The organism is Bacillus sp. HNG, from assembly GCF_003400205.1.
Taxonomy (GTDB): Bacteria; Bacillota; Bacilli; order Bacillales; family Bacillaceae_L; genus Ferdinandcohnia.
In genome coordinates this window covers 90511-113021 of sequence record NZ_QUQV01000004.1, presented here as the reverse complement: position 1 = coordinate 113021, position 22511 = coordinate 90511, and the positions used below count along the sequence as shown (strand labels likewise).

Sequence of the window (22511 nt, the reverse complement as noted above, 5' to 3'; positions counted from 1 at the left end):
GAATTGCAACTTAATCCTGCTGTTAAAAAACGTTAATTTTTCCAGCATGAATTTCAGCGCGGACTCACGTCACCACATACTTCTTATGCCTCAGGTCTACTGCTGCTTCTTCGAGCAATTGCCGCTTTCTTTTCTGCTTCAAGCATTTCAAAGAACTCTGCATTTGTTTTAGTTTGCTTAAGTTTACGTAAAAATTTCTCCGCAAAATCTGGTTGATCTGACATTGCTTTACGGATTGCCCAGATTTTATCGAGGTTTTCTTTTTCGATTAGAAGCTCTTCTTTACGTGTACCAGAGCGACGAATATCGATGGCAGGGAAAATTCGTCTCTCAGCAAGTGAGCGATCCAAGTGGAGCTCCATGTTACCAGTACCCTTGAATTCCTCATAGATGACATCATCCATACGAGAGCCTGTATCAACCAGTGCAGTCGCTAGGATTGTTAAGCTTCCACCCTCTTCGATATTTCTTGCTGCACCGAAGAAACGCTTTGGACGGTGGAATGCGGCAGGGTCTATCCCCCCTGATAGCGTACGCCCACTTGGAGGAATTACAAGGTTATAAGCTCTTGCAAGACGTGTGATACTATCCATTAGAATGATCACGTCACGTTTGTGCTCAACAAGGCGCATCGCTCTTTCAAGCACGAGTTCCGCAACCTTTATATGGTTTTCTGGCACTTCATCGAATGTGGAACTTACCACATCACCTGCTACTGAACGTTCAATATCTGTAACCTCTTCCGGACGCTCATCGATTAATAGAACAATCAATTCAGCCTCTGGATGGTTAGTTGTAATGCTGTTTGCAATTTCCTTTATCAGCATTGTTTTACCAGCCTTTGGAGGCGCCACGATTAGCCCACGCTGACCGAAACCAACTGGTGCTAGAATATCCATAATTCGTGTTGAAATATGGTTTGGCTTTGTCTCTAAGATCACTTGGCGATCTGGATATAGAGGTGTTAAACCAGGAAAGTGAACACGTTCCTTTGCAGATTCTGGGTCATCCCCGTTTACAGCCTCTACGTGTAGAAGACCATAATAGCGCTCATTTTCTTTTGGAGGACGTACCTTACCTGAAACCTTATCCCCATTTCGTAGGTCAAAACGACGGATTTGGGAGGCTGAAATGTAGATATCCTCTGAAGATGGGGAATAGTTGATTGGGCGAAGAAATCCGAATCCTTCTGATTGGATAATCTCAAGGACACCCTCCATAAATAAAAGGCCATCCTGCTCAGCGCGCGCTTTTAAAATCGCAAAAATTAACTCTTTTTTCGTTAATTTGCTGTAGTAGGAAACCTTATATTCACGCGCTAATTCATATAATTCTTTTAGCTTCATGTTTTCCAAGCTTGAAATTGTAATACTCATTCGTACACCACTCTTTGATTTTTAGTTTATTTCGATTTCTCGTAATGCTTTCCAATTGATTCGCTTAACACTTTTTAGCAGATACACCAATTCACATTTGATTGGTTCATTCTCCATCATATAAAAGCGTTTTCGTACTTTCTCCTCTCAGAAATAAAGAGACACTATGAAACATTTTATATGGATAGATATGGATGGAATGATTTAGAAGCATTTTGAGGATTGCATTGAAGTTTTAACCGCGTTGCGGTTGTGCAAAGGAAATCCCTTATTTTGAATTTTTAAGAAGTATAATGACCAGTCTATTCTTCTTTATTTTACCCTATTCTCGTATTTTTAATCAATACCCTTATTTTGATAGAGTTATGACGTTTTCGTGGTAAAGTCCTTGTTTTATAAAGAGAAGCGAGTACAAAGACTCGCCTCTACTCTATTTAATTACTAAATTTGGCTTTTTCTTCAAGCTATGTCTTCCATCTATGAATCTAACAGTTCCAGATTTTGCACGCATAACCAGAGAATGAGTGGTGCCGATTGAGCCTTTAAATTGAACACCGCGTAAAAGCTCTCCGTCTGTGACACCCGTTGCTGCAAAAATGGCATCGTCACCGCTGACTAAATCTTCCATACGAAGAACCTTTGTAACATCTAGTCCCATCTTTATACAACGGGCAATCTCTTCATCGTTTTGCGGAAGAAGTTTTCCTTGAATTTCGCCACCTAAACATTTCAATGCAACCGCTGATAACACACCTTCAGGAGCACCACCTGACCCAAATAAAATGTCTACACCAGTATGATCGAAGGCTGTGTTAATGGCACCTGCAACATCACCGTCATTAATTAATTTAATACGAGCTCCTGCTTCACGTAGCTGTGCGATGATATGCTCATGTCTCGGACGATTTAAGACAGTTGCCACAACGTCTTCAATATCCTTGTTTTTTGCGTTCGCGACTGCTTTTAGGTTATCGATAATCGGTGCGTTGATATCAATTAACCCGACTGCTTCAGGACCCACTGCAATTTTATCCATATACATGTCTGGAGCATGCAGCAAATTCCCATGATCGGCAACCGCCAAAACAGAAAGCGCATTCCATCCGCCGGATGCTAAAATATTGGTTCCTTCAAGCGGATCGACTGCAACGTCCACTCTTGGTCCGTAGCCATTCCCAAGCTTTTCACCTATATAAAGCATTGGGGCTTCATCCATTTCTCCTTCTCCGATAACAACTTGTCCCTTCATTGGGATTGTGTCGAATACATCTCTCATCGCGGATGTTGCTGCACCATCTGCTTCGTCTTTTTTACCTCGACCCATCCAACGAGCTGATGCCAATGCGGCTGCTTCGGTTACACGTACAAGCTCCATTGATAAGCTTCTTTCCATGATCCTTCCCCCTAGCTGGTAGTAGTCTCTTTCTGCCGTATGTTTATCATTCTCATATCATAAAAACGTTTTCTCTTTACTTTCCCATCTGTCTAGCTCCAGCTCGCAGCGACTAGCGAGACTTCCCTCACCCTTCGTACGATAAGCTCAACATCGAACCGCTGTGCGCTTCGTGTTTCCTTTATCTCCTTAAGGAACACAGACTAAAAACACCACGTCCTGTGGCAACGTCTGTGTGACCCACATCGTGTGGGCCTCAGTCCATACGTCGCTAAACGCTCGCTTGCACTTTTCTTCTTAAGGATACATGAAAACTCCCACTTTTTGTAGTGGGAGTTTATATATTATTACTCAATTATGAATTTTGCAGTTGCTCAATTTCATCTTCTGTTAAGCTTTCTCTCCAAATGGTAGCGCCTAATCCTGTTAGTTTTTCTTCTAAATGGCTATATCCACGGTCGATATGCTCTAGACCTGTAATTTCTGTTACACCTTCTGCCATGAGGCCAGCAACAACAAGTGAAGCACCTGCACGTAAGTCACTTGCTTTCACTTTTGCACCTTGGAGTTGAACAGGCCCAGTGACAATGGCTGAACGACCTTCAACTTTAATTTGTGCATTCATCCGACGTAGCTCGTCGATATGCTTAAATCTCGCGCCATAAATTGTATCTGTGACAACACCTGTTCCACTTGCTTTTGTTAGTAGGGATGTAAAAGGCTGTTGAAGATCCGTTGGGAAACCGGGATACACAAGTGTTTTAATATCAACAGCTTTCAAATCTTTATTGCCGGCGACCCAAATTTGATCGTCGCTTGTTTCAACAGTTACACCCATTTCACGGAACTTGGCAATCAAGGATTCTAAGTGAAGTGGGATCACGTTATCAATTAATACTCCTTCACCCATCGCGGCTCCAATAATCATATATGTACCTGCTTCGATACGGTCCGGAATAATGGTATGGCGGCAACCCTGTAAGGAATCAACGCCATCAATACGGATGACATCTGTACCGGCACCTTTAATTTTTGCACCCATACTTGTTAATAATGTCGCAACATCGATAATCTCGGGCTCTTTCGCGGCATTTTCAATAATCGTACGTCCTTTTGCACGCACTGCTGCCAGCATGATATTAATGGTTGCACCAACACTTACAACGTCAAGGTATATACGAGCACCTCTTAGCTCATCTGCACGAAGATATATTGCACCTTGTTCGTTCGTCACTTTTGCACCCAGTGCTTCAAAGCCCTTAATATGTTGGTCAATTGGTCTTGGACCTAAGTGACAACCACCCGGCAAACCAATTACAGCCTTTTTAAAGCGACCGAGCATCGCACCCATTAAGTAGTAGGACGCGCGAAGCTTTTTTACTTTTCCGTTCGGTAATGGCATTGACACAATATTAGTTGGGTCAACATAAATTTCTTCTTTAGTTATCTCGACATGGCCCCCGATTTCTTCAAGCAAATCACCTAAAATTTGCACGTCTGAAATATCAGGAAGACCCTCAATTGTAACTGGCGTTTCTGCAAGGATTGTTGCTGGAATGAGGGCAACTGCACTATTCTTCGCCCCACTGATTTTTACAGATCCTTTCAGTGGATAACCGCCTGCTATTTTAAGTTTTTCCATATGTGGCTCCCTTCTAGCGAAGATGACGGTTAGTAAGGGAAACCTCGAATTGCCACGGGTAGACGCTATCCGACGATTACTCCTGGATGAAATCTAGCTTGTTAGGCAGTTCTATTCCCTTATTTACCTTAAATAAAACATAGGGCACTTCACTCAAGTTGGTATATTTTAACATAAATTTATTGCATGTTTGTACAAGTATTCATTCTATGTTTACACAAAAATATAAAAATCATGTATCATTGTATACCTTTTAACAAAAACAATCAAATAAACCCACTAAAGATATTTCTTTAGGGAAAACTCCATAGGACTTAGGTTATACTTTTTTCTTTTTAGTTTTGAGATATCGTTTTACGTGAAGTTTAGTGCAATTGAAGTGAATCTTGTTGAAGGTCTCTACTATCTACGTTGCTACGTTCATCTAGTTTGAAAATGATTGGGTAAAAGACACAAATCAGCTCCTTCCACTTTTTTATGTGTTGATGATCTGTAATTACCCCTAGACTCCCATTTCATCGGCAAGGATTTTCAAAAAATCGTCTTGCGCTTTTCTTATTATAACGCAAGAAAACCGCTATTTCCAAATCACGTTATACTTAACAGGAAATAAGCGGCTTTTCTATATGGTTTGGAGACAAATCTCCAATCTATTTAATTAGACGTCTGAAATCTAAAAAGGTTTCTTACGCTCTTCCAGAAGAACCGAATTCACGCATTTTGCCTTTAACAGTTTCACGAATTGCATCGCGAGCAGGTCCTAAGTATTTACGAGGATCATACTCATCAGGCTTAGCAGCAAGTGTTTCACGAACTGCTTTCGCTGAAGCAATTTGGTTTTCTGTATTTACGTTGATTTTAGCTGTTCCAAGAGAAATTGACTTTTGGATGTCTTTTGTAGGAATACCAGTTCCACCGTGAAGCACTAGTGGTAAACCAGTTTTGTTTCCGATCTCTTCCATTTCTTTGAAACCAAGGTTTGGTTCACCTTTGTAAGGACCGTGAACTGAACCTAAAGCAGGCGCTAAGCAATCAATGCCAGTGCGATTAACAAGCTCAACGCACTCATTTACATCCGCATAGATAACACCTTCAGCTACTACGTCATCTTCTTGTCCACCAACAGTACCAAGCTCAGCTTCTACAGATACTCCGTGGAAGTGTGCAAGTTCGACAACCTTAGAAGTAATCTCAATGTTCTCTTCAAATGGATGATGAGAAGCATCAATCATAACAGATGTGAATCCAGCGTGAATTGCTTTCGCACAATTCTCGAAAGAAGAACCATGGTCAAGATGGATTGCAACTGGAACAGTAATGTTAGATTCTTCCATGATTGCTTTAACCATTGCAACTACCACTTTGAATCCACCCATATAACGGCCAGCACCTTCAGAAACACCTAAAATAACTGGTGAATTTTCTTCTTGTGCAGCTTGTAAAATTGCTTGTGTGAACTCTAGATTGTTTAGGTTAAACTGACCTACTGCATACCCTTCTGCTTTTGCTTTTTCAAGCATTTCTTTCATTGAAACCAAAGGCATGTGAATTTCCTCCTTTTGTACCGTTTTTATTGTGTAAAATAAGGGTTAGTCCCTATACACATAGAACCACGGCAAAGAAACGCCGGGGTTAATTGTATACCTATTCCAAGAATTTCGTATCACCTAATAGAGTGACCGAAACAAAAACATAATATGTAGACTTAAGATAGAAAATAACAGTCAAAAAGCACACAAAAATGCCCTTTGTGTTAAGGAATAGCAACAATACAGTACTAAGCATATCACAAGATTTTGATTTCGCAAGTAACCATTATTTCCCGAATTTATCATGAAGCGTTTTCATCTTAATAACAATGCGGTTTTGTATTTTTTGTGATTTTTATTCGGATTTTAATGGGATATTTGCTCTAACCGCTTCACGTAATTCATCAATGTCAAAAGGTTTTGCAAAATGGGTAATTGCTCCCAAATCCTTAGCTTCTTGAATCATATCAAGTTCACCATAAGCTGTCATAATAATGACTCGAATGTCCTTATTGATTTTTTTAAGTCTTTTCAAGATTTCAATCCCGTCCATACCAGGGATTTTCATATCTAGTAATACTAAATCTGGAGAGTGTTTTTGAACGATTTCGATTGCTTGTACTCCATTAGCTGCTTGGAATGTCTTATAACCTTCTTTTTGAAAAACTTCGTTTAACAGTATTCGTATTCCGTATTGGTCATCAACAATTAAGATTTTCTCTGACATTCTGTTTAAACCCCCCTTAAAATAGATAAAAAATTATAGAATGATTGCTTTGATTTTTACGACCGCTTTATTACGTTCGTTTTTTCGAATATTATTATATCGTTATTCATTTTTAATTCTACCAAAAGTAACAAATTTCCTTCTTTTTACGCAGAAAACTTTTATTTCCAAGACCGAAACAAGTTTTGCCAACACAAATCGACATGATTTCTTATTTTTTTCATATAACGTTATAATGATACTAGTGGAGATGAGTAATACAATAGAAAGGAATTTTACCCGTATGTTAAAAATTTTTACAACCCAACTTCAGGGACATTTTAATCGGATTATGGAACAAGAAGAAATGAATATGGAGGATGGCGCAAGAATCCTTGCTCAGTCTATCATTAGCGAAGGTTCTATTTTCGTTCATGGCTTCGGTGAAATGGCTGCGGTTGAAACAGAAGCTTTATTTGGTGCTGAACCCTTACTTTCGGCTAAGCCTTTGTTTACGAATGAAAAAATGAATGAGGTTGAGGGTGTTGACTCTGTTTTATTAATCACACGATTTTCAACAGATAAAGAAGCGATCAAACTCGCGGAAGAACTTCATATTAACGGAATTCAAACGGTTGCGATTTCCGCGATTGTAAAAACAGAGGGTGAACGGACTCTGAATGAAGTCGTCGATATCCATATTGATAGTAAGCTAACGAAGCCACTTATTCCAGATGATCTAGGAACCCGCTTCGGTTTCCCAAGCGTGATGACAGCCTTATATGCCTATTTCGGACTAAAATTTACAATCAAAGAAATGGTCGAAGAATTTGAATAGAATGAAAAACTTGCCTACTTAGTGGCAAGTTTTTTTGGTGGTTATTTGATTTTTCGAAACAGCTTATATCTATATCCATTAAAATCAAACGTTTTTTTACCAGATGCCAATTGTATAGCTCCTGTTACATCTTGACGGGAAAGCTCTAGTGTTTTTTGAAAGGTAACTAGTTCTGCCTTTTCATGATTCATGACGAGATAAAAGGCCTCTCTCTTTTCCAATTGTTTCACAGCTGAGTCAAACGAAAATAAACCCTCTAATAAAAAATTTAATACTTTTCCACCATTACTGCGCATTTCACTTTGAAGCAATTCGAATATCTCATCATTTTCCTGAGCCATTTGCATGATTTTTTCATCAAATTTATTCATGATTGTCCTCCAACTCATCCAGTTTTCGGTTGTATCTTCTTATATTGAACTCCTCCCATACATAGGAAATAGTAAAAAACACAACTAAGGAGATTACAAATTCAATGGACAAAGTCACAATAATATTTGAGACTTCACTCATTTGAGGGAACAAAGGAAAGTGTTGCCACTCTTTTTCGATAAAGAAGTTTGTAATGATTGTGAGAATCAACACAACCATTGCAAAGCCCAATGAATCCAGAAAATAATATTTTTTTCTTTTTGATTGAGATTTTTTACTTAATCCCGTATCGATTAGATTACCTGAAATCATTTTAGGAATTGTTAAGCTTTCATCACGACGTGCAAACCAAACAATGGATGCTGGTATCATAACTATGAACACTAACTCCCAAGTAATGCTGGATATATCCTTCGTGCTCACATACTTCCAAATAGCGAAACTAAAAAGAGATATGTACACAATGCCTAAAGTAATCGCCAATCCCTTTGCAATCTGTTGCTGACTTCTTTCATCCATCTCTTATTCCTCCTCATATTGGAATATCTCTTCTATCCGAACATCAAAAACCTGTGCAATGTCCCATGCTAATTTTAGTGAAGGACTGTAGTTTCCACGTTCGAGATGCCCAATCGTTTCTCTTCTAACGCCTACCTTATCTGCCAATGTCTGTTGATTCATGTTATGTTTTGCACGAAATTCCTTTAGTTTTGTCTTTAACAAATAGTGACACCCTCCTCCTTGTTAAAATGTTATGTATTTCTCACATTATGTTATAAATATATAACATGATTGTTTTATCGTCAATTGATATACCATTTATAAAAAAAAGAAAATGGCGAGTGTGTATTTCACTCGCCATTTCTACTATTCCCTTATTACATTTTCTCTGCGTTTGTTAATGATGCTCGAATAAATTCTCTAAACAATGGTTGTGGACGGTTTGGTCGTGATTTAAATTCCGGGTGGAATTGTGAAGCCACGAACCATGGGTGGTCTTTCAACTCGATAATTTCCACAAGACGTCCGTCTGGGCTTGTTCCTGAGAAGACAAATCCAGCAGCTTCCATTGCTTGACGATAATGATTGTTAAATTCATAACGGTGGCGGTGACGCTCGTACACCACTTCATCATTATATGCCTCGTATGCCTTAGTCCCTTCTTCAATTTTACAAGGGAAAAGTCCAAGACGAAGCGTTCCACCTAAATCTTCAACATCCTTTTGTTCTGGTAATAAGTCAATAACTGGATGTGGAGTATCTGGGTCAAGCTCTGCAGAATGTGCTCCTTCTAAACCAAGTACATTGCGGGCAAACTCAACAGAAGCTAATTGCATGCCAAGACATATGCCTAGTAATGGCGTTTTTGTTTCTCTAGCATATTTCAGTGCCGAAATTTTGCCATCTACGCCACGGTCACCAAATCCACCAGGCACGAGAATTCCATCTGCACCAGCAAGAAACTCAGCTACATTTTCATCTGTGACTTCTTCAGAATTCACCCAGTTGATATTGATATCTGAGTCAAATGCATAACCTGCATGCTTTAATGCTTCTGCTACAGAAAGATACGCATCCTGAAGTTCTACATATTTTCCAACCAACGCAATGTTTGTTGTTTTTGTAAGGTTTGTCACTTTCTCAACAAGCTGGACCCAATCTGTCATGTCTGCTTCCTTGCAATCTAGTTGAAGATGCTCGCATGCGATTTGATCAATGCCTTGTTCTTGAAGAGACAACGGGATCGAATATAGAGTTTCCGCATCACGGCTCTCAAAAACGGCTCTTGAATCAATGTCACAGAATAACGCAATTTTATCCTTCATATCTTCTGAAATCGGCATTTCTGTACGGAGAACAATGATGTTTGGCTGAATTCCTAGGCTACGAAGCTCTTTTACGCTGTGCTGTGTTGGTTTTGTTTTCATTTCCCCGGCAGCTTTAATGTAAGGAACAAGTGTACAATGCACATACATTACATTGCGGGAGCCCACGTCACTTTTGATTTGACGAACAGCTTCTAGGAAAGGTAGAGACTCGATATCTCCAACTGTACCACCAATCTCAGTTATGACGACATCTGCATTTGTTTCATGGCCAGCACGGATTACTCTGTCCTTGATTTCATTTGTGATGTGCGGAATAACTTGAACGGTTGCACCTAAATAATCACCACGACGTTCTTTCTTTAAGACAGTTGAATAGATTTTACCTGTCGTTACGTTGCTATATTTGTTTAGGTTAATGTCGATAAAACGCTCATAGTGTCCTAAATCAAGGTCTGTTTCAGCGCCGTCATCGGTAACGAACACTTCACCATGCTGGTATGGACTCATTGTTCCTGGGTCCACGTTAATGTATGGATCGAATTTTTGAATCGTAACATTCAATCCTCGGTTTTTCAATAAACGGCCTAAAGATGCGGCAACAATCCCCTTTCCAAGGGACGATACAACCCCACCTGTTACAAAAATATATTTTGTCATCTTTCTTTTTTCCCCCAATCATGTAATTAGTTAAAGTTTGCTCAAATTTATGAAATTGTATAAAGGAATCTTTCTTAATGCGGGGGTATGTCTTTTCACTTACGTACCTTTTTACCTTATAAAAATAAAAAAGCTCCTCTTACAATAAGTAAGGGAGCGAAACTTGTAATATGGTTTCGTAGATACTCTTTTTTTAGAGCCCAAAAAGTATTCTACCGAGTTAAGATTGAAAAGTCAATATGAAGTTTAAGTGGAATTTAGTTACCAATGATCACTCTAGACGTTAGTCTTCGTCCTCTTCCTCTAGTTCTTCATCTTCTTCATCTAATTCATATTCTTCATCATCGAGAAGTTCTTCCTCATCATCGAAATCTTCGTCTTCCTCATCGTCAATGTCATCGAAGTCTTCCTCTTCCTCTTCCTCTTCGTCGTCGATGTCTACTAGATCTTCGTCTTCTTCATCATAATCTTCATCGAAATCAAGATCATCTTCATCAAGGTCATCGAAGTCGATAAGATCGTCATCTTCATCCTTCTTCTTCTTGCCCTTTTTCTTCTTCTTCGGCTTTTCAGTATGAGTAACCTCTTCATCGATTTGCTCATACGGATACCATGTACGAAGTCCCCAACGGTTATCACCTAATGTAATAAAACGACCATCGATATTAATATCTGTATAAAACTGAGAAATTCTTGCGCGAAGCTCTTCTTCGGAAAGCTCTAATACTTTTGCTACTTCGTCAACTAGCTCGTTAAATGCGATTGCATCTTTTCTCCCTAAGAAAATCTCATACGCTACTTCAAGCATTGACATTTCTTTTATTTGCTCTGGTGAGTATTGATCTAGACTCATCAAGGCACTCCCTTTCTATGTATGTAACTACAAACCTTGGTAAAAAACTAGAGTATAATGTTTAACCATGAACTACAATAAAAATAAGTTCTGTAAAATACATATCATTCATTATAAACAAAATCAACCACTTTATGCCAGTCAATACATTTTTTAAGGCTGAGTCAACCTATTTTGACCCAGCCTCGATCTTTTTCTACATATTTCTACGGTATTGTCCGCCCACTTCATAAAGGGCCTGTGTGATTTGTCCAAGACTTGCAACCTGGACCGTTTCCATTAATTCCGCAAAAATATTTCCATTATTAACTGCAACCTGTTTTAATTTCTTCAATGCTTCTTCTACTTTATCCTTATTTCGGTCCTGAAATTCTTTTAAATTTTTAATCTGAAGTTCTTTTTCTTCCTTTGTTGCGCGAGCAAGCTCAATATTGTTTAATTCCTCTTCTGTCGGTGGATTTGGGTTAAGGTATGTGTTTACCCCAATTATCGGAAGCTCTCCCGTATGCTTTTTCATTTCATAATACATCGACTCATCTTGAATTTTTCCGCGCTGATACTGAGTTTCCATCGCACCAAGAACTCCGCCACGGTCATTCAGTCGGTCGAATTCCTGTAGCACTGCTTCCTCAACTAAATCCGTTAACTCCTCAATGATGAAGGATCCTTGTAACGGATTTTCATTTTTCGTTAAGCCATGCTCTTTCGTAATAATCATTTGAATCGCCATTGCCCGTCTGACAGATTCTTCAGTCGGTGTGGTGATCGCCTCATCATACGCGTTCGTATGGAGGGAATTACAGTTATCATGGAGTGCCATAAGCGCTTGTAAGGTCGTACGGATATCATTAAAATCAATTTCTTGAGCATGCAAGGAGCGACCTGATGTTTGCACATGGTACTTCAATTTTTGACTGCGCTCATTTGCCCCATACTTCTCTCTCATAACAGTTGCCCAAATGCGGCGTGCGACGCGGCCAATGACCGTATACTCCGGGTCCAAACCGTTACTAAAGAAGAAGGACAGGTTTGGCGCAAAATCATCAATCTTCATGCCACGGCTGAGGTAGTATTCCACATACGTAAACCCGTTTGATAATGTAAAAGCAAGCTGAGAAATGGGATTCGCACCCGCTTCAGCGATATGGTAGCCCGAAATTGAAACGGAATAATAGTTACGCACTTTGTTTTCAATGAAATACTCTTGAATATCCCCCATCATTCTAAGGGCAAATTCCGTTGAAAAAATACAAGTATTTTGACCCTGGTCTTCCTTCAAAATATCGGCCTGAACGGTTCCACGAACTGTTTGTAAAGTTTTTGCGCGGACCTCTTGGAATTCGTCCACTGTTAACATGCGACCAAGTTCTTGCTCTCGTCTTTCCACCTGCTGGTGAATCGCTGTATTCATAAACATCGCCAGAATAATCGGCGCTGGGCCATTGATTGTCATTGAAACGGATGTTGAAGGTGCACATAGGTCAAAGCCTCTATACAGCTTTTTCATATCATCAAGCGTACAAACGTTGACACCACTTTCGCCAACCTTCCCATAAATATCAGGGCGATATGCAGGATCCTCTCCATACAAGGTGACAGAGTCAAATGCCGTACTTAACCGTTTCGCATCATCATCCTTGGATAAATAGTGGAAACGGCGGTTGGTTCGTTCAGGAGTCCCTTCACCAGCAAACTGACGCTTCGGATCTTCCCCTTCACGCTTGAACGGAAACACCCCAGCCGTATAGGGAAATGCCCCAGGCACATTTTCTTTATATACCCACCGTAAAATTTCCCCAAAGTCCTTAAAGCCCGGTAGAGAAATTTTAGGAATCGATAAACCAGAAAGGCTCTTTGTCTTGAGAATCGTAATAATTTCTCGATCGCGGATTTTCGTAATGAACTTGTCGCCCTTGTAGGTTTCCTTAGTAGCTTCCCAGTTTGCCAGGATCTTTTTCGATTCATCCGAAAGCTTTGCTTCATATTGAGCTTTTAAGTTTTCAAGGGTTGTAACAACTTCTGTGTTTCCAAGCTCCTTCACACTTTCAATGGTGCCGCTAATTTGGAATAGCTTACGCGCAATTTCGACCTGCTCAGCTGCTTTTTTATGATAATTTCGAACCGTATCTGAAATCTCACGTAAATAATAACGACGATCATTAGGGATAATCACATTTTGTTTTTGAACATCTGCTGTTTTTTCAAAGGACGTTTTCCAACCCGTAACCATTTTTTCGTTAATCGTAGCAACTAAATTCGCAAAAAGGGCGTTCGTTCCCGGATCATTGAATTGACTTGCAATCGTTCCGAACACCGGCATCTCTTCATAGTCTTTTTCAAATAAAAGGTGGCTTCGCTGGTACTGTTTTTGCACCTGACGCTTCGCATCCTCTGATCCCTTGCGCTCGAATTTATTAATAACAATGAGGTCGGCATAGTCAATCATGTCGATTTTTTCAAGCTGTGAAGGTGCACCGAATTCACTTGTCATGACATACATCGAGATGTCACAGACCTCAGTAATCTCAGCGTCCCCTTGCCCAATTCCACTCGTTTCAACGATGATTAAGTCAAAGCCTGCTGCTTTTACAACTGCGATGGCGTCCTTGATCGCTAGGGATAACTCTGTTTTTGATCCCCGGGTTGCAAGGCTTCGCATATACACTCTTGGGTTAAAAATCGCATTCATCCGGATTCGGTCACCAAGTAAGGCTCCACCCGTTTTTTGTTTTGTTGGGTCAACGGACAGGATTGCTACCTTTTTATCCTCCATTTCATTAATAAAACGACGAATTAATTCGTCCGTGAGTGAGCTTTTTCCAGCTCCCCCTGTGCCTGTAATCCCCACAACAGGGACCTTTTTCTCTAGGTCTTTTATTTTTTGAATGATGGTTTCTGCGGCTGCCGCTGTCTCGGCTGTGTTTCCAATGTGATTTTCAGCAATCGTAATCAGCTTTGCAATTGTTTTGTAATCCCCTGTTTGAAGTAACTCAAGCTCATCTGTTAGCTCCGTACTTGTTGGATAATCGCATTCTTGTAACATTTTGTTGATCATCCCTTGAAGTCCCATCACACGGCCGTCCTCAGGTGAAAAAATACCGGCAATTCCGTATTCATGAAGCTCCTTGATTTCACGAGGAATGATAACACCGCCACCACCGCCATAAATGCGGATATGAGAGGCTCCCCGCTCCTTAAGAAGATCATACATGTATTTAAAATATTCCACATGACCACCTTGATAGGAGGAAATCGCAATGCCCTGTGCATCCTCCTGGATGGCTGCATTGACCACTTCCTCCACTGAACGGTTATGCCCAAGGTGAATGACCTCGGCTCCGCTTGCCTGCAGGATGCGGCGCATAATATTAATCGAAGCATCATGCCCATCAAACAAACTTGAAGCCGTCACAAACCGCACATGATGCTTGGGACGATATACTTCTACCGTACTCATTTGCTTCTCCCCCAAACCCTTTTATTTTTCAATCCCCTTTAATAAAAGCTCTGTTTGCATTTCAATGTATTCTTCAAGTGTAAAAAGCTTGCGCATTGCCCAGCGGCGAAAGCCCCACATCTGACCAAGCACGAAAATATTATGGGCTACAAGCTCGACCTGCTTCTTTGGCAATTGAAGTTCCCCTTTTGCAATACAGTCCTCAATTGCTTTTTCAAACATGCCGACCATTTCGACTTCCTTGTTTAGCACATATGGCAGCGCGTCCTTCGAAAGAGACTTGGCCTCCTGATAGAGGACAAGAACCTCATCTTGCATTTCATCCATGACGAGGAAGTAATTACGAATCGCCAGTTTCAAGCTTTCGATACTACCTTCCTTCGTGTTAATCGCTTGCTGGAGTCGTTCTTGAACCTGGTCATAGATACTATCTACAACCAAATAGAGAACATCCTCTTTTTTTCGAATATATTCATACAGCGTACCGATGCTAAAACCGGCAGCTTTTGCAATCTCTCGTGTTGTGGAGCGATGAAACCCTTTTTCCTTAAAAAGCGTCACTGCTCCTTTAATCATCTGGTCTCGCCGTTTCTTAATAAGCCGTTCATCCTTTACCGAGGCCGGCACATCATTCCTACGCATTTTTCCACCCCCTGCTCTACTTTTTCTGCTACACGGGACCTGTCCCCGCGTCCCACTATTTTGTTAACATTCTAGAGATTACTAGGCGTTGAATTTCTTGAGTACCTTCGTAAATTTGGGTGATTTTTGCATCACGCATATAACGCTCCACCGGATAATCCTTTGTATACCCATAGCCACCAAAGATTTGGACTGCGTCTGTTGTGACCTTCATGGCAGTGTCTCCAGCAAATAATTTCGACATTGCGGATTCCTTACCATATGGAAGCCCTTCTGATTCCAGCCATGCCGCTTGATAGGTTAAGAGACGTGCTGCCTCAACACTAGTTGCCATATCCGCAAGCTTAAAACCAACCCCTTGTTGAGCAGCAATTGGTTTGCCGAACTGAACACGTTCCTTCGCATACTCTGTTGCTGCATCAAGTGCTCCCTGAGCAATCCCTACCGCTTGTGCGGCAATTCCGTTTCGACCACCGTCAAGCGTCATCATCGCAATTTTAAAGCCTTCTCCCTCTTCGCCAAGTAGATTTTCCTTAGGTACACGGCATTCTTCAAACATAATTTCAGTTGTCGGTGATGAACGAATTCCCATCTTCTTTTCTTTTTTCCCAACAGAGAAGCCAGGGAAGTCGCTCTCGATAATAAAGGCACTCGTTCCTTTATGCTTTGAGGATGGGTCTGTCAGCGCAAATACAACATAGATGTCAGCAATCCCACCGTTAGTGATGAAGATTTTAGAACCATTTAACACATAATGATCGCCTTCTAATCTCGCAGTTGTTCTCATTCCACCTGCATCTGAGCCTGAGCCAGGCTCTGTTAAACCATAAGCGCCCATTTTTTCACCTTGTGCCATTGGTCGTAAATATTTTTGCTTTTGCTCCTCACTACCAAACTTGTAAATAGGCCAGCCTGCAAGTGATGTATGGGCAGAAAGAGTGACACCTGTTGATGCACAAACTCTTGAAAGTTCCTCGACAGCGATACAATATGCTAAATAGTCACTGCCAATGCCACCATATTCCTCTGGCCACGGAATCCCTGTTAAGCCAAGCTCTGCCATTTTATCGAAAATTTCACGATCAAAGCGCTCCTCTTCATCGCGCTCTGCCGCAGTTGGTGCCACCTCATTTTTAGCAAAATCACGAACCATTTTCCGAATCATTTCATGCTCTTCTGATAATTTAAAGTACATAGCTGGTACCTCCACTTTCATAGAATGTTAGTTTGCTTGTTTGTAGCTAGATTTGCGTTTTTGGGACGGGCTTTTGCGTCGAAATCCGCCAGATTTGCGTCTAATTCGTAATATTTGCGTCAAACCCCTCATATTTGCATCCTAACTGGATTTTTGCGCCAAAACTCACAGCCTTCTCGTACATAACCCGTCACAAATGCTTACTAATCACAATTCTTTGAATCTCGCTGGTGCCCTCATAAATCTCTGTTATTTTTGCATCTCGGAAGAATCGCTCAACTGGATAATCCTTCGTATAGCCATAGCCGCCATAGACCTGAATCGCCTCTGTAGTAACTTCCATCGCTGTTTTAGATGCAAACAGCTTCGCCATCGAGGATTCTTTAGCACATGGCATCCCTTGCTCCTGTAAAAATGCTGCACGATAGACAAGTAGTCTTGCAGCTTCCACTGCCGTCGCCATATCCGCCAGCTTAAAGCCGACACCCTGTAAAGAGGCAATTGGTTTGCCAAATTGATAACGATTCTTCGAATATTCCACGGCGTGTTCTAAGGCTGCCTCCGCAATTCCTAGAGCCTGAGCTGCGATGCCGATTCGACCAATACTTAGATTCGCCATTGCTACCTTAAAGCCCTCACCTTCAACACCTAGAACATTTTCTACTGGCACCCTTACATCCTCTAATGTAATTTGTAGGGTCCGAGAACCATTGAGCCCCATTTTATGTTCATCCTTCCCGAACACAAGGCCAGGGGTATTTTTTTCAACAATAAATGCTGTGATTCCCTTGCTACCAGTTTCGGCAGGGTTTGTGCGAGCAAACACAATATATACATCTGCTTCCCCACCATTTGTGACGAACATCTTTGAACCATTCAACACATAATGGTCATCCTGCTTCACTGCCCTTGTTTTTAAGCCGGCTGCATCTGAGCCAGCGCTCGGTTCGGTGAGACAAAAAGCCCCAAGATACTCTCCACTTGCGAGTTTTGGAATGTATTTCTGCTTTTGCTCCTCTGTTCCGAAATATAAAATCGGGTGCGTACCAACTGAGGTATGGACGGACAATATAACCCCGATTGTCGCGCTCACCTTAGATAGTTCATTGATCGCAATAATGTAGGATGCAAAATCCATCCCGGCGCCGCCGTATTTTTCAGGGGTTGTAATTCCCATTAGTCCAAGAGACCCCATTTTAGAAAGAATTTCTCGTGGAAAGTCTCCATTTTCCATGCATTCTATAAATGGTGTGATTTCTTCTTTAGCAAAATCACGGACCATTTTTCGCATCATTGCTTGTTCATCTGTAAAATGAAAATTCATGCTGCTTCCCTCCAGTGTGGGATCTTGATGATGTGGGTTGTTTGTAAGAGTTGTCACTCAAATTCACCCCTATCCTTCATATGTGTAGAAACCTCGACCCGATTTTTTACCTAACCAACCAGCTTTAACGTATTTGCGAAGCAATGGACATGGTCTATATTTGTCATCACCAAAGCCTTCGTGGAGGGTCTCCATAATATATAGACAAGTATCAAGTCCGATAAAATCAGCTAAAGTTAATGGGCCCATCGGATGGTTCATTCCAAGCTTCATGACTTCGTCAATTGCTTCTTTTGTGGCGACACCTTCATAAAGGGTATAAATCGCTTCGTTAATCATTGGCATTAAAATGCGGTTTGACACAAATCCCGGAAAGTCATTCACTTCAACTGGAACCTTGTTTAACGTTTTTGTCATGTCTTCAATGACTTGATATACCTCATCAGTTGTTGCTAAGCCGCGGATAATCTCAACTAATTTCATAACTGGAACTGGATTCATAAAATGCATGCCGATTACTTTTTCAGGACGTTTTGTTGCCGCCGCAATTTCTGTAATCGGAAGTGAGGAAGTATTTGTTGCTAAAATAGCGTTCTGAGGTGCAATTTCATCTAGTTGTGAGAAAAGCTTTGTTTTGATGTCCATATTTTCTACGGCTGCCTCGATGATTAGGTCAACATCAGATGCATTTTGTAAGTCAAGAGAAGGGGTGAGTCTTCCTAATGTTGCAGCCTTGTCTTCTTCATTCATTCGACCTTTATCCACTTGCCGGGTAAGATTTTTTGTTATCGTCGAAAAGCCACGATCTAGGTACTCCTGCTTTAAATCGTGGAGCTTCACGTCATAGCCTGCCATTGCACAAACCTGTGCAATCCCTGATCCCATTTGCCCAGCACCAATAACCATTACCTTTTGTACATTCATCTAATATACCTCCCGTGTTTTTATACGTGAACCATAATCGCGTCGCCCTGGCCACCACCACTGCAGATGGCTGCAATTCCGATGCCACCGCCACGACGTTTTAATTCATGGATTAGTGTAATAATAATTCTTGCTCCACTTGCCCCGATTGGGTGACCAAGCGCTACTGCTCCTCCGTTAACGTTCACTTTTTCAGGATCAAGATTGGCAATTCTTCCACTAGTTAACGCTACTGCAGCAAAGGCTTCATTGATTTCAAACAAATCAATTTCATCAACGGATTTTCCTGTTTTCTTTAGTAGTTCATTGATGACGAGTCCCGGCGTCTTTGGAAAATCTTTTGCTTCTACGGAGATTGCAGTATGGGCAAGTATCGTTGCAAGAGGCTCTTTTCCTTCTTGCTTTGCCCGCTCCTCACTCATCAGAACAAGGGCAGCTGCACCATCATTCACGCCAGGAGCATTTCCAGCTGTGATTGTGCCGTCTGCATTAAACACAGACTTTAGCTTTGCTAATTTTTCAAGTGTGGTTTCTGCACGAGGTGCCTCATCTGTGTCAATTAGTGTAACTGTACCTTTGCGCCCCTTTACTTCTACTGCTACAATTTCATCAGCAAACTTACCTGACTCTATCGCTGCAACCGCACGCTGGTGACTACGAAGTGCCCACTCGTCCTGTTCCTCGCGTGATATGTGGAGCTCTGATGCTACCTCATTTCCATAGGTACCCATGTGAACACCTTGGAAACTGCATGTTAAGCCATCATGAACCATTAAGTCCTTTAAGCTTGCATCTCCCATTCGAAGTCCGAAGCGTGCTTTCGGTAAAAAGTATGGCGCATTACTCATGGATTCCATGCCCCCTGCCACAATTACATCTTCGTCACCAACACGAATGATTTGGTCAGCGAGTGTGACACTGCGAAGTCCTGATGCACACACTTTATTTATGGTTTCTGTTTTTACTTCCCAAGGAATTCCTGCGTTTCGTGCTGCCTGACGGGAAGGAATTTGGCCTTGACCACCTTGTAAAACCGTTCCAAAGATCACTTCATCCACATTTTCGCCTTCGATACCTGCTCTCAGCAGCGCTTCCTTAATGGCAATTCCACCAAGCTCAGATGCTGTTAACGAACTTAGACTTCCTCCTAATTTTCCAAATGGAGTACGAACACCGCTGACAATCACTGTTTTTCCCATGCTCCAACCTCCTAAATTCTTATTCATATACACAAATCAGAAACCGCTTACATTTTTCGACTGAACGCTCGCTCGGATTATTCGGAAAGAGGGAGGCGTACGAATGTACACCTCTCTCGTTTCTCCTATACTATTAAAAATTCTTTGGAAGTTTCCTATAATTCTATTTTACAACATTAAGAATGGAAGATAAATCATCTTTTTCCATTAAGATGCAATTTCTCTTTGTTCTCCAATAACTGATCTTTCAAGTATTTCAGCAATATCATATGTGCCAATTTGCTCTTCAACTTCCTTCGCCTTCGTACCATCGCTCAGCATGGTTAAGCAGTAAGGACAACCGGAACCAATGGTTGTTGGGCTAACAGCAAGCGCCTGCTCTGTTCTTGCTACGTTTATACGTGTTCCTGTATCCTCTTCCATCCACATTAGACCGCCACCAGCTCCGCAGCACATCCCTTTTTCACGGTTACGTTCCATTTCAACGAGTTTGACACCTGGAATTTGTTTTAAAATTTCACGAGGTGGATCATACACGTCATTGTAACGTCCTAAATAACAGGAATCATGCCAAGTGATGACTTCGTTTACTTCATGCTTAGGAACCAATCTGCCTTCTTTTACAAGGTCATATAAGAGCTCTGTATGGTGGAAGACCTCAACACCCTCAAGCCCCATGTCTGGGTACTCATTTTTGAAAATGTTGTAGGCATGCGGGTCGATTGTCACAATCTTTTTCACTTCTGCCTTTTCAAATTCCGCAATATTGTTTGTCGCAAGCTCTTGGAATAAAAATTCATTTCCAAGTCGACGTGGAGTATCACCAGAGTTTTTCTCCTTGTTTCCTAAAATCGCAAACTTCACGCCTGCTTCATTCATCAATTTTGCAAAAGAGAGCGCGATTTTTTGGCTTCGGTTATCAAATGCACCCATGGAACCAACCCAGAACAGGTATTCAAACTCTTCGCCTGCCTTTTTCATTTCTTTAACAGTTGGAACATGGACATCTTCACGTACTTCACGCCAGTTTTCCTTTTCCTTACGGTTAAGACCCCATGGATTTCCTTGACGTTCAATGTTCGTCATCGCACGCTGAGCATCCGCATCCATTTTTCCATCTGTAAGAACCAAGTAACGACGTAAATCAATGATCTTATCGACATGCTCGTTCATGACTGGACATTGGTCTTCACAGTTTCGGCAAGTTGTACATGCCCAAATTTCTTCCTCTGTGATGACATCCCCAATTAAGCTTGGGCTGTATGCTAATTCAGCTGTTGCAGCTGTTTCATTTGCCCCTTGGCTAGCGGAAGCTAGTGCTAGCTGATTCCCCTTTGTATGATTGAAAGCAACTGCTGGTACCCATGGGACACGTGAAGTCACGACTGCACCCGTTTCCGTTAGGTGATCACGTAGTTTCACAATCAAATCCATTGGGGACAGCATTTTTCCAGTGCCTGTCGCCGGGCACATATTTGTACAGCGGCCACATTCAACACATGCATACAGGTCAACTAATTGTGTTTGCTTAAAGTCTTCAATTTTTCCAACACCAAAGGTTTCTTGTGTTTCATCTTCAAAATCAATTTTTTCAAGCTTCCCTGGGCTTGTTAGTCTGCTTAAATACACATTCGCAGGTCCTGCAATTAAGTGGGCGTGCTTGGATTGCGGCACATAAACAAGGAAACTTAACAGGAAGAGTAAGTGAATCCACCAAGCGATATAGAAAACGACGATCGCAGCTGTTTCATTAAGACCACCCAAAGCAAGCGAAATTAGAGATGCAATTGGCTCAGTCCATGATGGATCATGACCATGCCAAACGATGCCTGCCCCATTTCCAAGTAAAACGGACAGCATCAAGCCACCGATAAATAACAGAACAAGTCCTGATTTAAAGCCTCTTTTTAGACGTACGAGCTTTTCCACGTAACGGCGATGGAATGCCCATACGACAGCAACTAAAATCATAAATGTGACGATCTCTTGAAAAAATGTAAAGCCTGAGTACAATGGTCCCAACGGAAGATGGGATCCTGGCTTTAGGCCCTTCCAAATAAAATCAATCGCCCCAAATTGGACAAGAATAAACCCATAGAAAAACATAACGTGGATGGCTCCACTTTTTTTATCCTTTAAAAGTTTCTTCTGACCGAACACATTAACCCAAATCCGTTCAAGGCGCTCCTTTACTTTCCCATCAAATTCGACTTTTTTGCCAAGCTTGATATAAGCAATTCTTGTTTTAATAAGAAAGACAAATAAATAAATTGCGTAAGCGGTTACAGCTAGAAACGCAAGAAGGTTTATAACTAAGAGGATATCCATGTTTAAGCTCCTTTCTTAACATTTTTAATAGAAATCAATTCGCCGGGGCGAATTGCGCCAAGATTTTTATCGAGGTTTCTCGATAATTTCATCTGAAAAATCTGTGGCATCCGCCGGGGCTAAATTTCATTCAGGCACTATTGCCTGAATGAAATTTATTTTCTGACTATATAGTTCATACCTCCATTATATAATGAATGAGCATTCAGTCAATATTTTTCTTTTGAAATCTCAAATAATCATTCTA

The 22511-nt window shown here is 41.2% G+C and carries 18 protein-coding genes; 1 reads left to right on the top strand and 17 read right to left on the bottom strand.

Features of this window, described 5'->3' with window-relative positions; translation table 11 throughout:
• Positions 1-83: 83 nt before the first annotated feature.
• From rho to DZB84_RS09295, 5 genes are all read right to left on the bottom strand, one after another.
• The gene (gene rho / locus DZB84_RS09315) at positions 84-1376 is read right to left on the bottom strand and encodes a transcription termination factor Rho (protein ID WP_116351984.1); all 1293 of its coding nucleotides are present in this window, start codon (positions 1374-1376) and stop codon (positions 84-86) included.
• Between the two features lie 430 nt (positions 1377-1806).
• Positions 1807-2769: a class II fructose-bisphosphatase gene (gene glpX / locus DZB84_RS09310; protein ID WP_116351983.1), complete on the bottom strand. Its 963-nt coding sequence runs from the start codon at positions 2767-2769 to the stop codon at positions 1807-1809.
• A gap of 355 nt (positions 2770-3124) precedes the next feature.
• Complete coding sequence (locus tag DZB84_RS09305) at positions 3125-4411, bottom strand: UDP-N-acetylglucosamine 1-carboxyvinyltransferase (RefSeq protein ID WP_116351982.1); 1287 nt, start codon at positions 4409-4411, stop codon at positions 3125-3127.
• Positions 4412-5097: 686 nt separating this feature from the next.
• Positions 5098-5955, bottom strand: coding sequence for a class II fructose-bisphosphate aldolase (locus DZB84_RS09300; protein WP_116351981.1), 858 nt, complete (start codon positions 5953-5955; stop codon positions 5098-5100).
• Between the two features lie 340 nt (positions 5956-6295).
• Positions 6296-6667 carry a response regulator gene (locus DZB84_RS09295; protein ID WP_116351980.1) on the bottom strand — a complete coding sequence of 124 codons (372 nt, stop codon included), beginning with the start codon at positions 6665-6667 and terminating at the stop codon, positions 6296-6298.
• 283 nt (positions 6668-6950) lie between these two features.
• Between DZB84_RS09295 and DZB84_RS09290 the strand changes: the two genes are divergently transcribed.
• Positions 6951-7484, top strand: coding sequence for a DUF2529 domain-containing protein (locus DZB84_RS09290; protein ID WP_116351979.1), 534 nt, complete (start codon positions 6951-6953; stop codon positions 7482-7484).
• Between the two features lie 41 nt (positions 7485-7525).
• Here the strand turns inward: DZB84_RS09290 and DZB84_RS09285 are convergent, their stop codons facing one another.
• The 12 genes from DZB84_RS09285 to DZB84_RS09230 all read right to left on the bottom strand — a co-directional run bounded on the left by DZB84_RS09285 (position 7526) and on the right by DZB84_RS09230 (position 22264).
• Positions 7526-7855 (bottom strand): hypothetical protein, encoded by a 330-nt coding sequence (locus tag DZB84_RS09285; RefSeq protein WP_116351978.1) that lies wholly within the window; start codon positions 7853-7855, stop codon positions 7526-7528.
• A complete protein-coding gene (locus DZB84_RS09280; protein WP_116351977.1) occupies positions 7848-8375 on the bottom strand; it encodes a hypothetical protein in 528 nt (175 codons plus the stop codon). The genes DZB84_RS09285 and DZB84_RS09280 overlap by 8 nt, the downstream gene beginning before the upstream one ends.
• A gap of 3 nt (positions 8376-8378) precedes the next feature.
• Positions 8379-8579 carry a helix-turn-helix transcriptional regulator gene (locus tag DZB84_RS09275; protein ID WP_116351976.1) on the bottom strand — a complete coding sequence of 67 codons (201 nt, stop codon included), beginning with the start codon at positions 8577-8579 and terminating at the stop codon, positions 8379-8381.
• A gap of 155 nt (positions 8580-8734) precedes the next feature.
• Entirely contained in the window at positions 8735-10342 is a 1608-nt protein-coding gene (pyrG, locus tag DZB84_RS09270) for a CTP synthase (protein WP_116351975.1), read from the bottom strand.
• Between the two features lie 283 nt (positions 10343-10625).
• Positions 10626-11195 carry a DNA-directed RNA polymerase subunit delta gene (gene rpoE, locus DZB84_RS09265; RefSeq protein ID WP_116351974.1) on the bottom strand — a complete coding sequence of 190 codons (570 nt, stop codon included), beginning with the start codon at positions 11193-11195 and terminating at the stop codon, positions 10626-10628.
• A 196-nt stretch (positions 11196-11391) separates the two neighbouring features.
• On the bottom strand, positions 11392-14652 hold the full coding sequence (icmF, locus tag DZB84_RS09260) for a fused isobutyryl-CoA mutase/GTPase IcmF (protein WP_116351973.1): 3261 nt from the start codon (positions 14650-14652) through the stop codon (positions 11392-11394).
• Between the two features lie 21 nt (positions 14653-14673).
• Positions 14674-15294 carry a TetR/AcrR family transcriptional regulator gene (locus DZB84_RS09255; protein ID WP_116351972.1) on the bottom strand — a complete coding sequence of 207 codons (621 nt, stop codon included), beginning with the start codon at positions 15292-15294 and terminating at the stop codon, positions 14674-14676.
• A gap of 55 nt (positions 15295-15349) precedes the next feature.
• Entirely contained in the window at positions 15350-16489 is a 1140-nt protein-coding gene (locus DZB84_RS09250) for an acyl-CoA dehydrogenase (RefSeq protein WP_116351971.1), read from the bottom strand.
• Between the two features lie 190 nt (positions 16490-16679).
• Positions 16680-17813: an acyl-CoA dehydrogenase gene (locus DZB84_RS09245; RefSeq protein WP_116351970.1), complete on the bottom strand. Its 1134-nt coding sequence runs from the start codon at positions 17811-17813 to the stop codon at positions 16680-16682.
• A gap of 69 nt (positions 17814-17882) precedes the next feature.
• Complete coding sequence (locus DZB84_RS09240; protein WP_116351969.1) at positions 17883-18737, bottom strand: 3-hydroxybutyryl-CoA dehydrogenase; 855 nt, start codon at positions 18735-18737, stop codon at positions 17883-17885.
• Between the two features lie 20 nt (positions 18738-18757).
• Positions 18758-19936, bottom strand: coding sequence for an acetyl-CoA C-acetyltransferase (locus DZB84_RS09235; protein ID WP_116351968.1), 1179 nt, complete (start codon positions 19934-19936; stop codon positions 18758-18760).
• A gap of 207 nt (positions 19937-20143) precedes the next feature.
• Positions 20144-22264 carry a (Fe-S)-binding protein gene (locus tag DZB84_RS09230; RefSeq protein WP_116351967.1) on the bottom strand — a complete coding sequence of 707 codons (2121 nt, stop codon included), beginning with the start codon at positions 22262-22264 and terminating at the stop codon, positions 20144-20146.
• Positions 22265-22511: the final 247 nt, after the last annotated feature.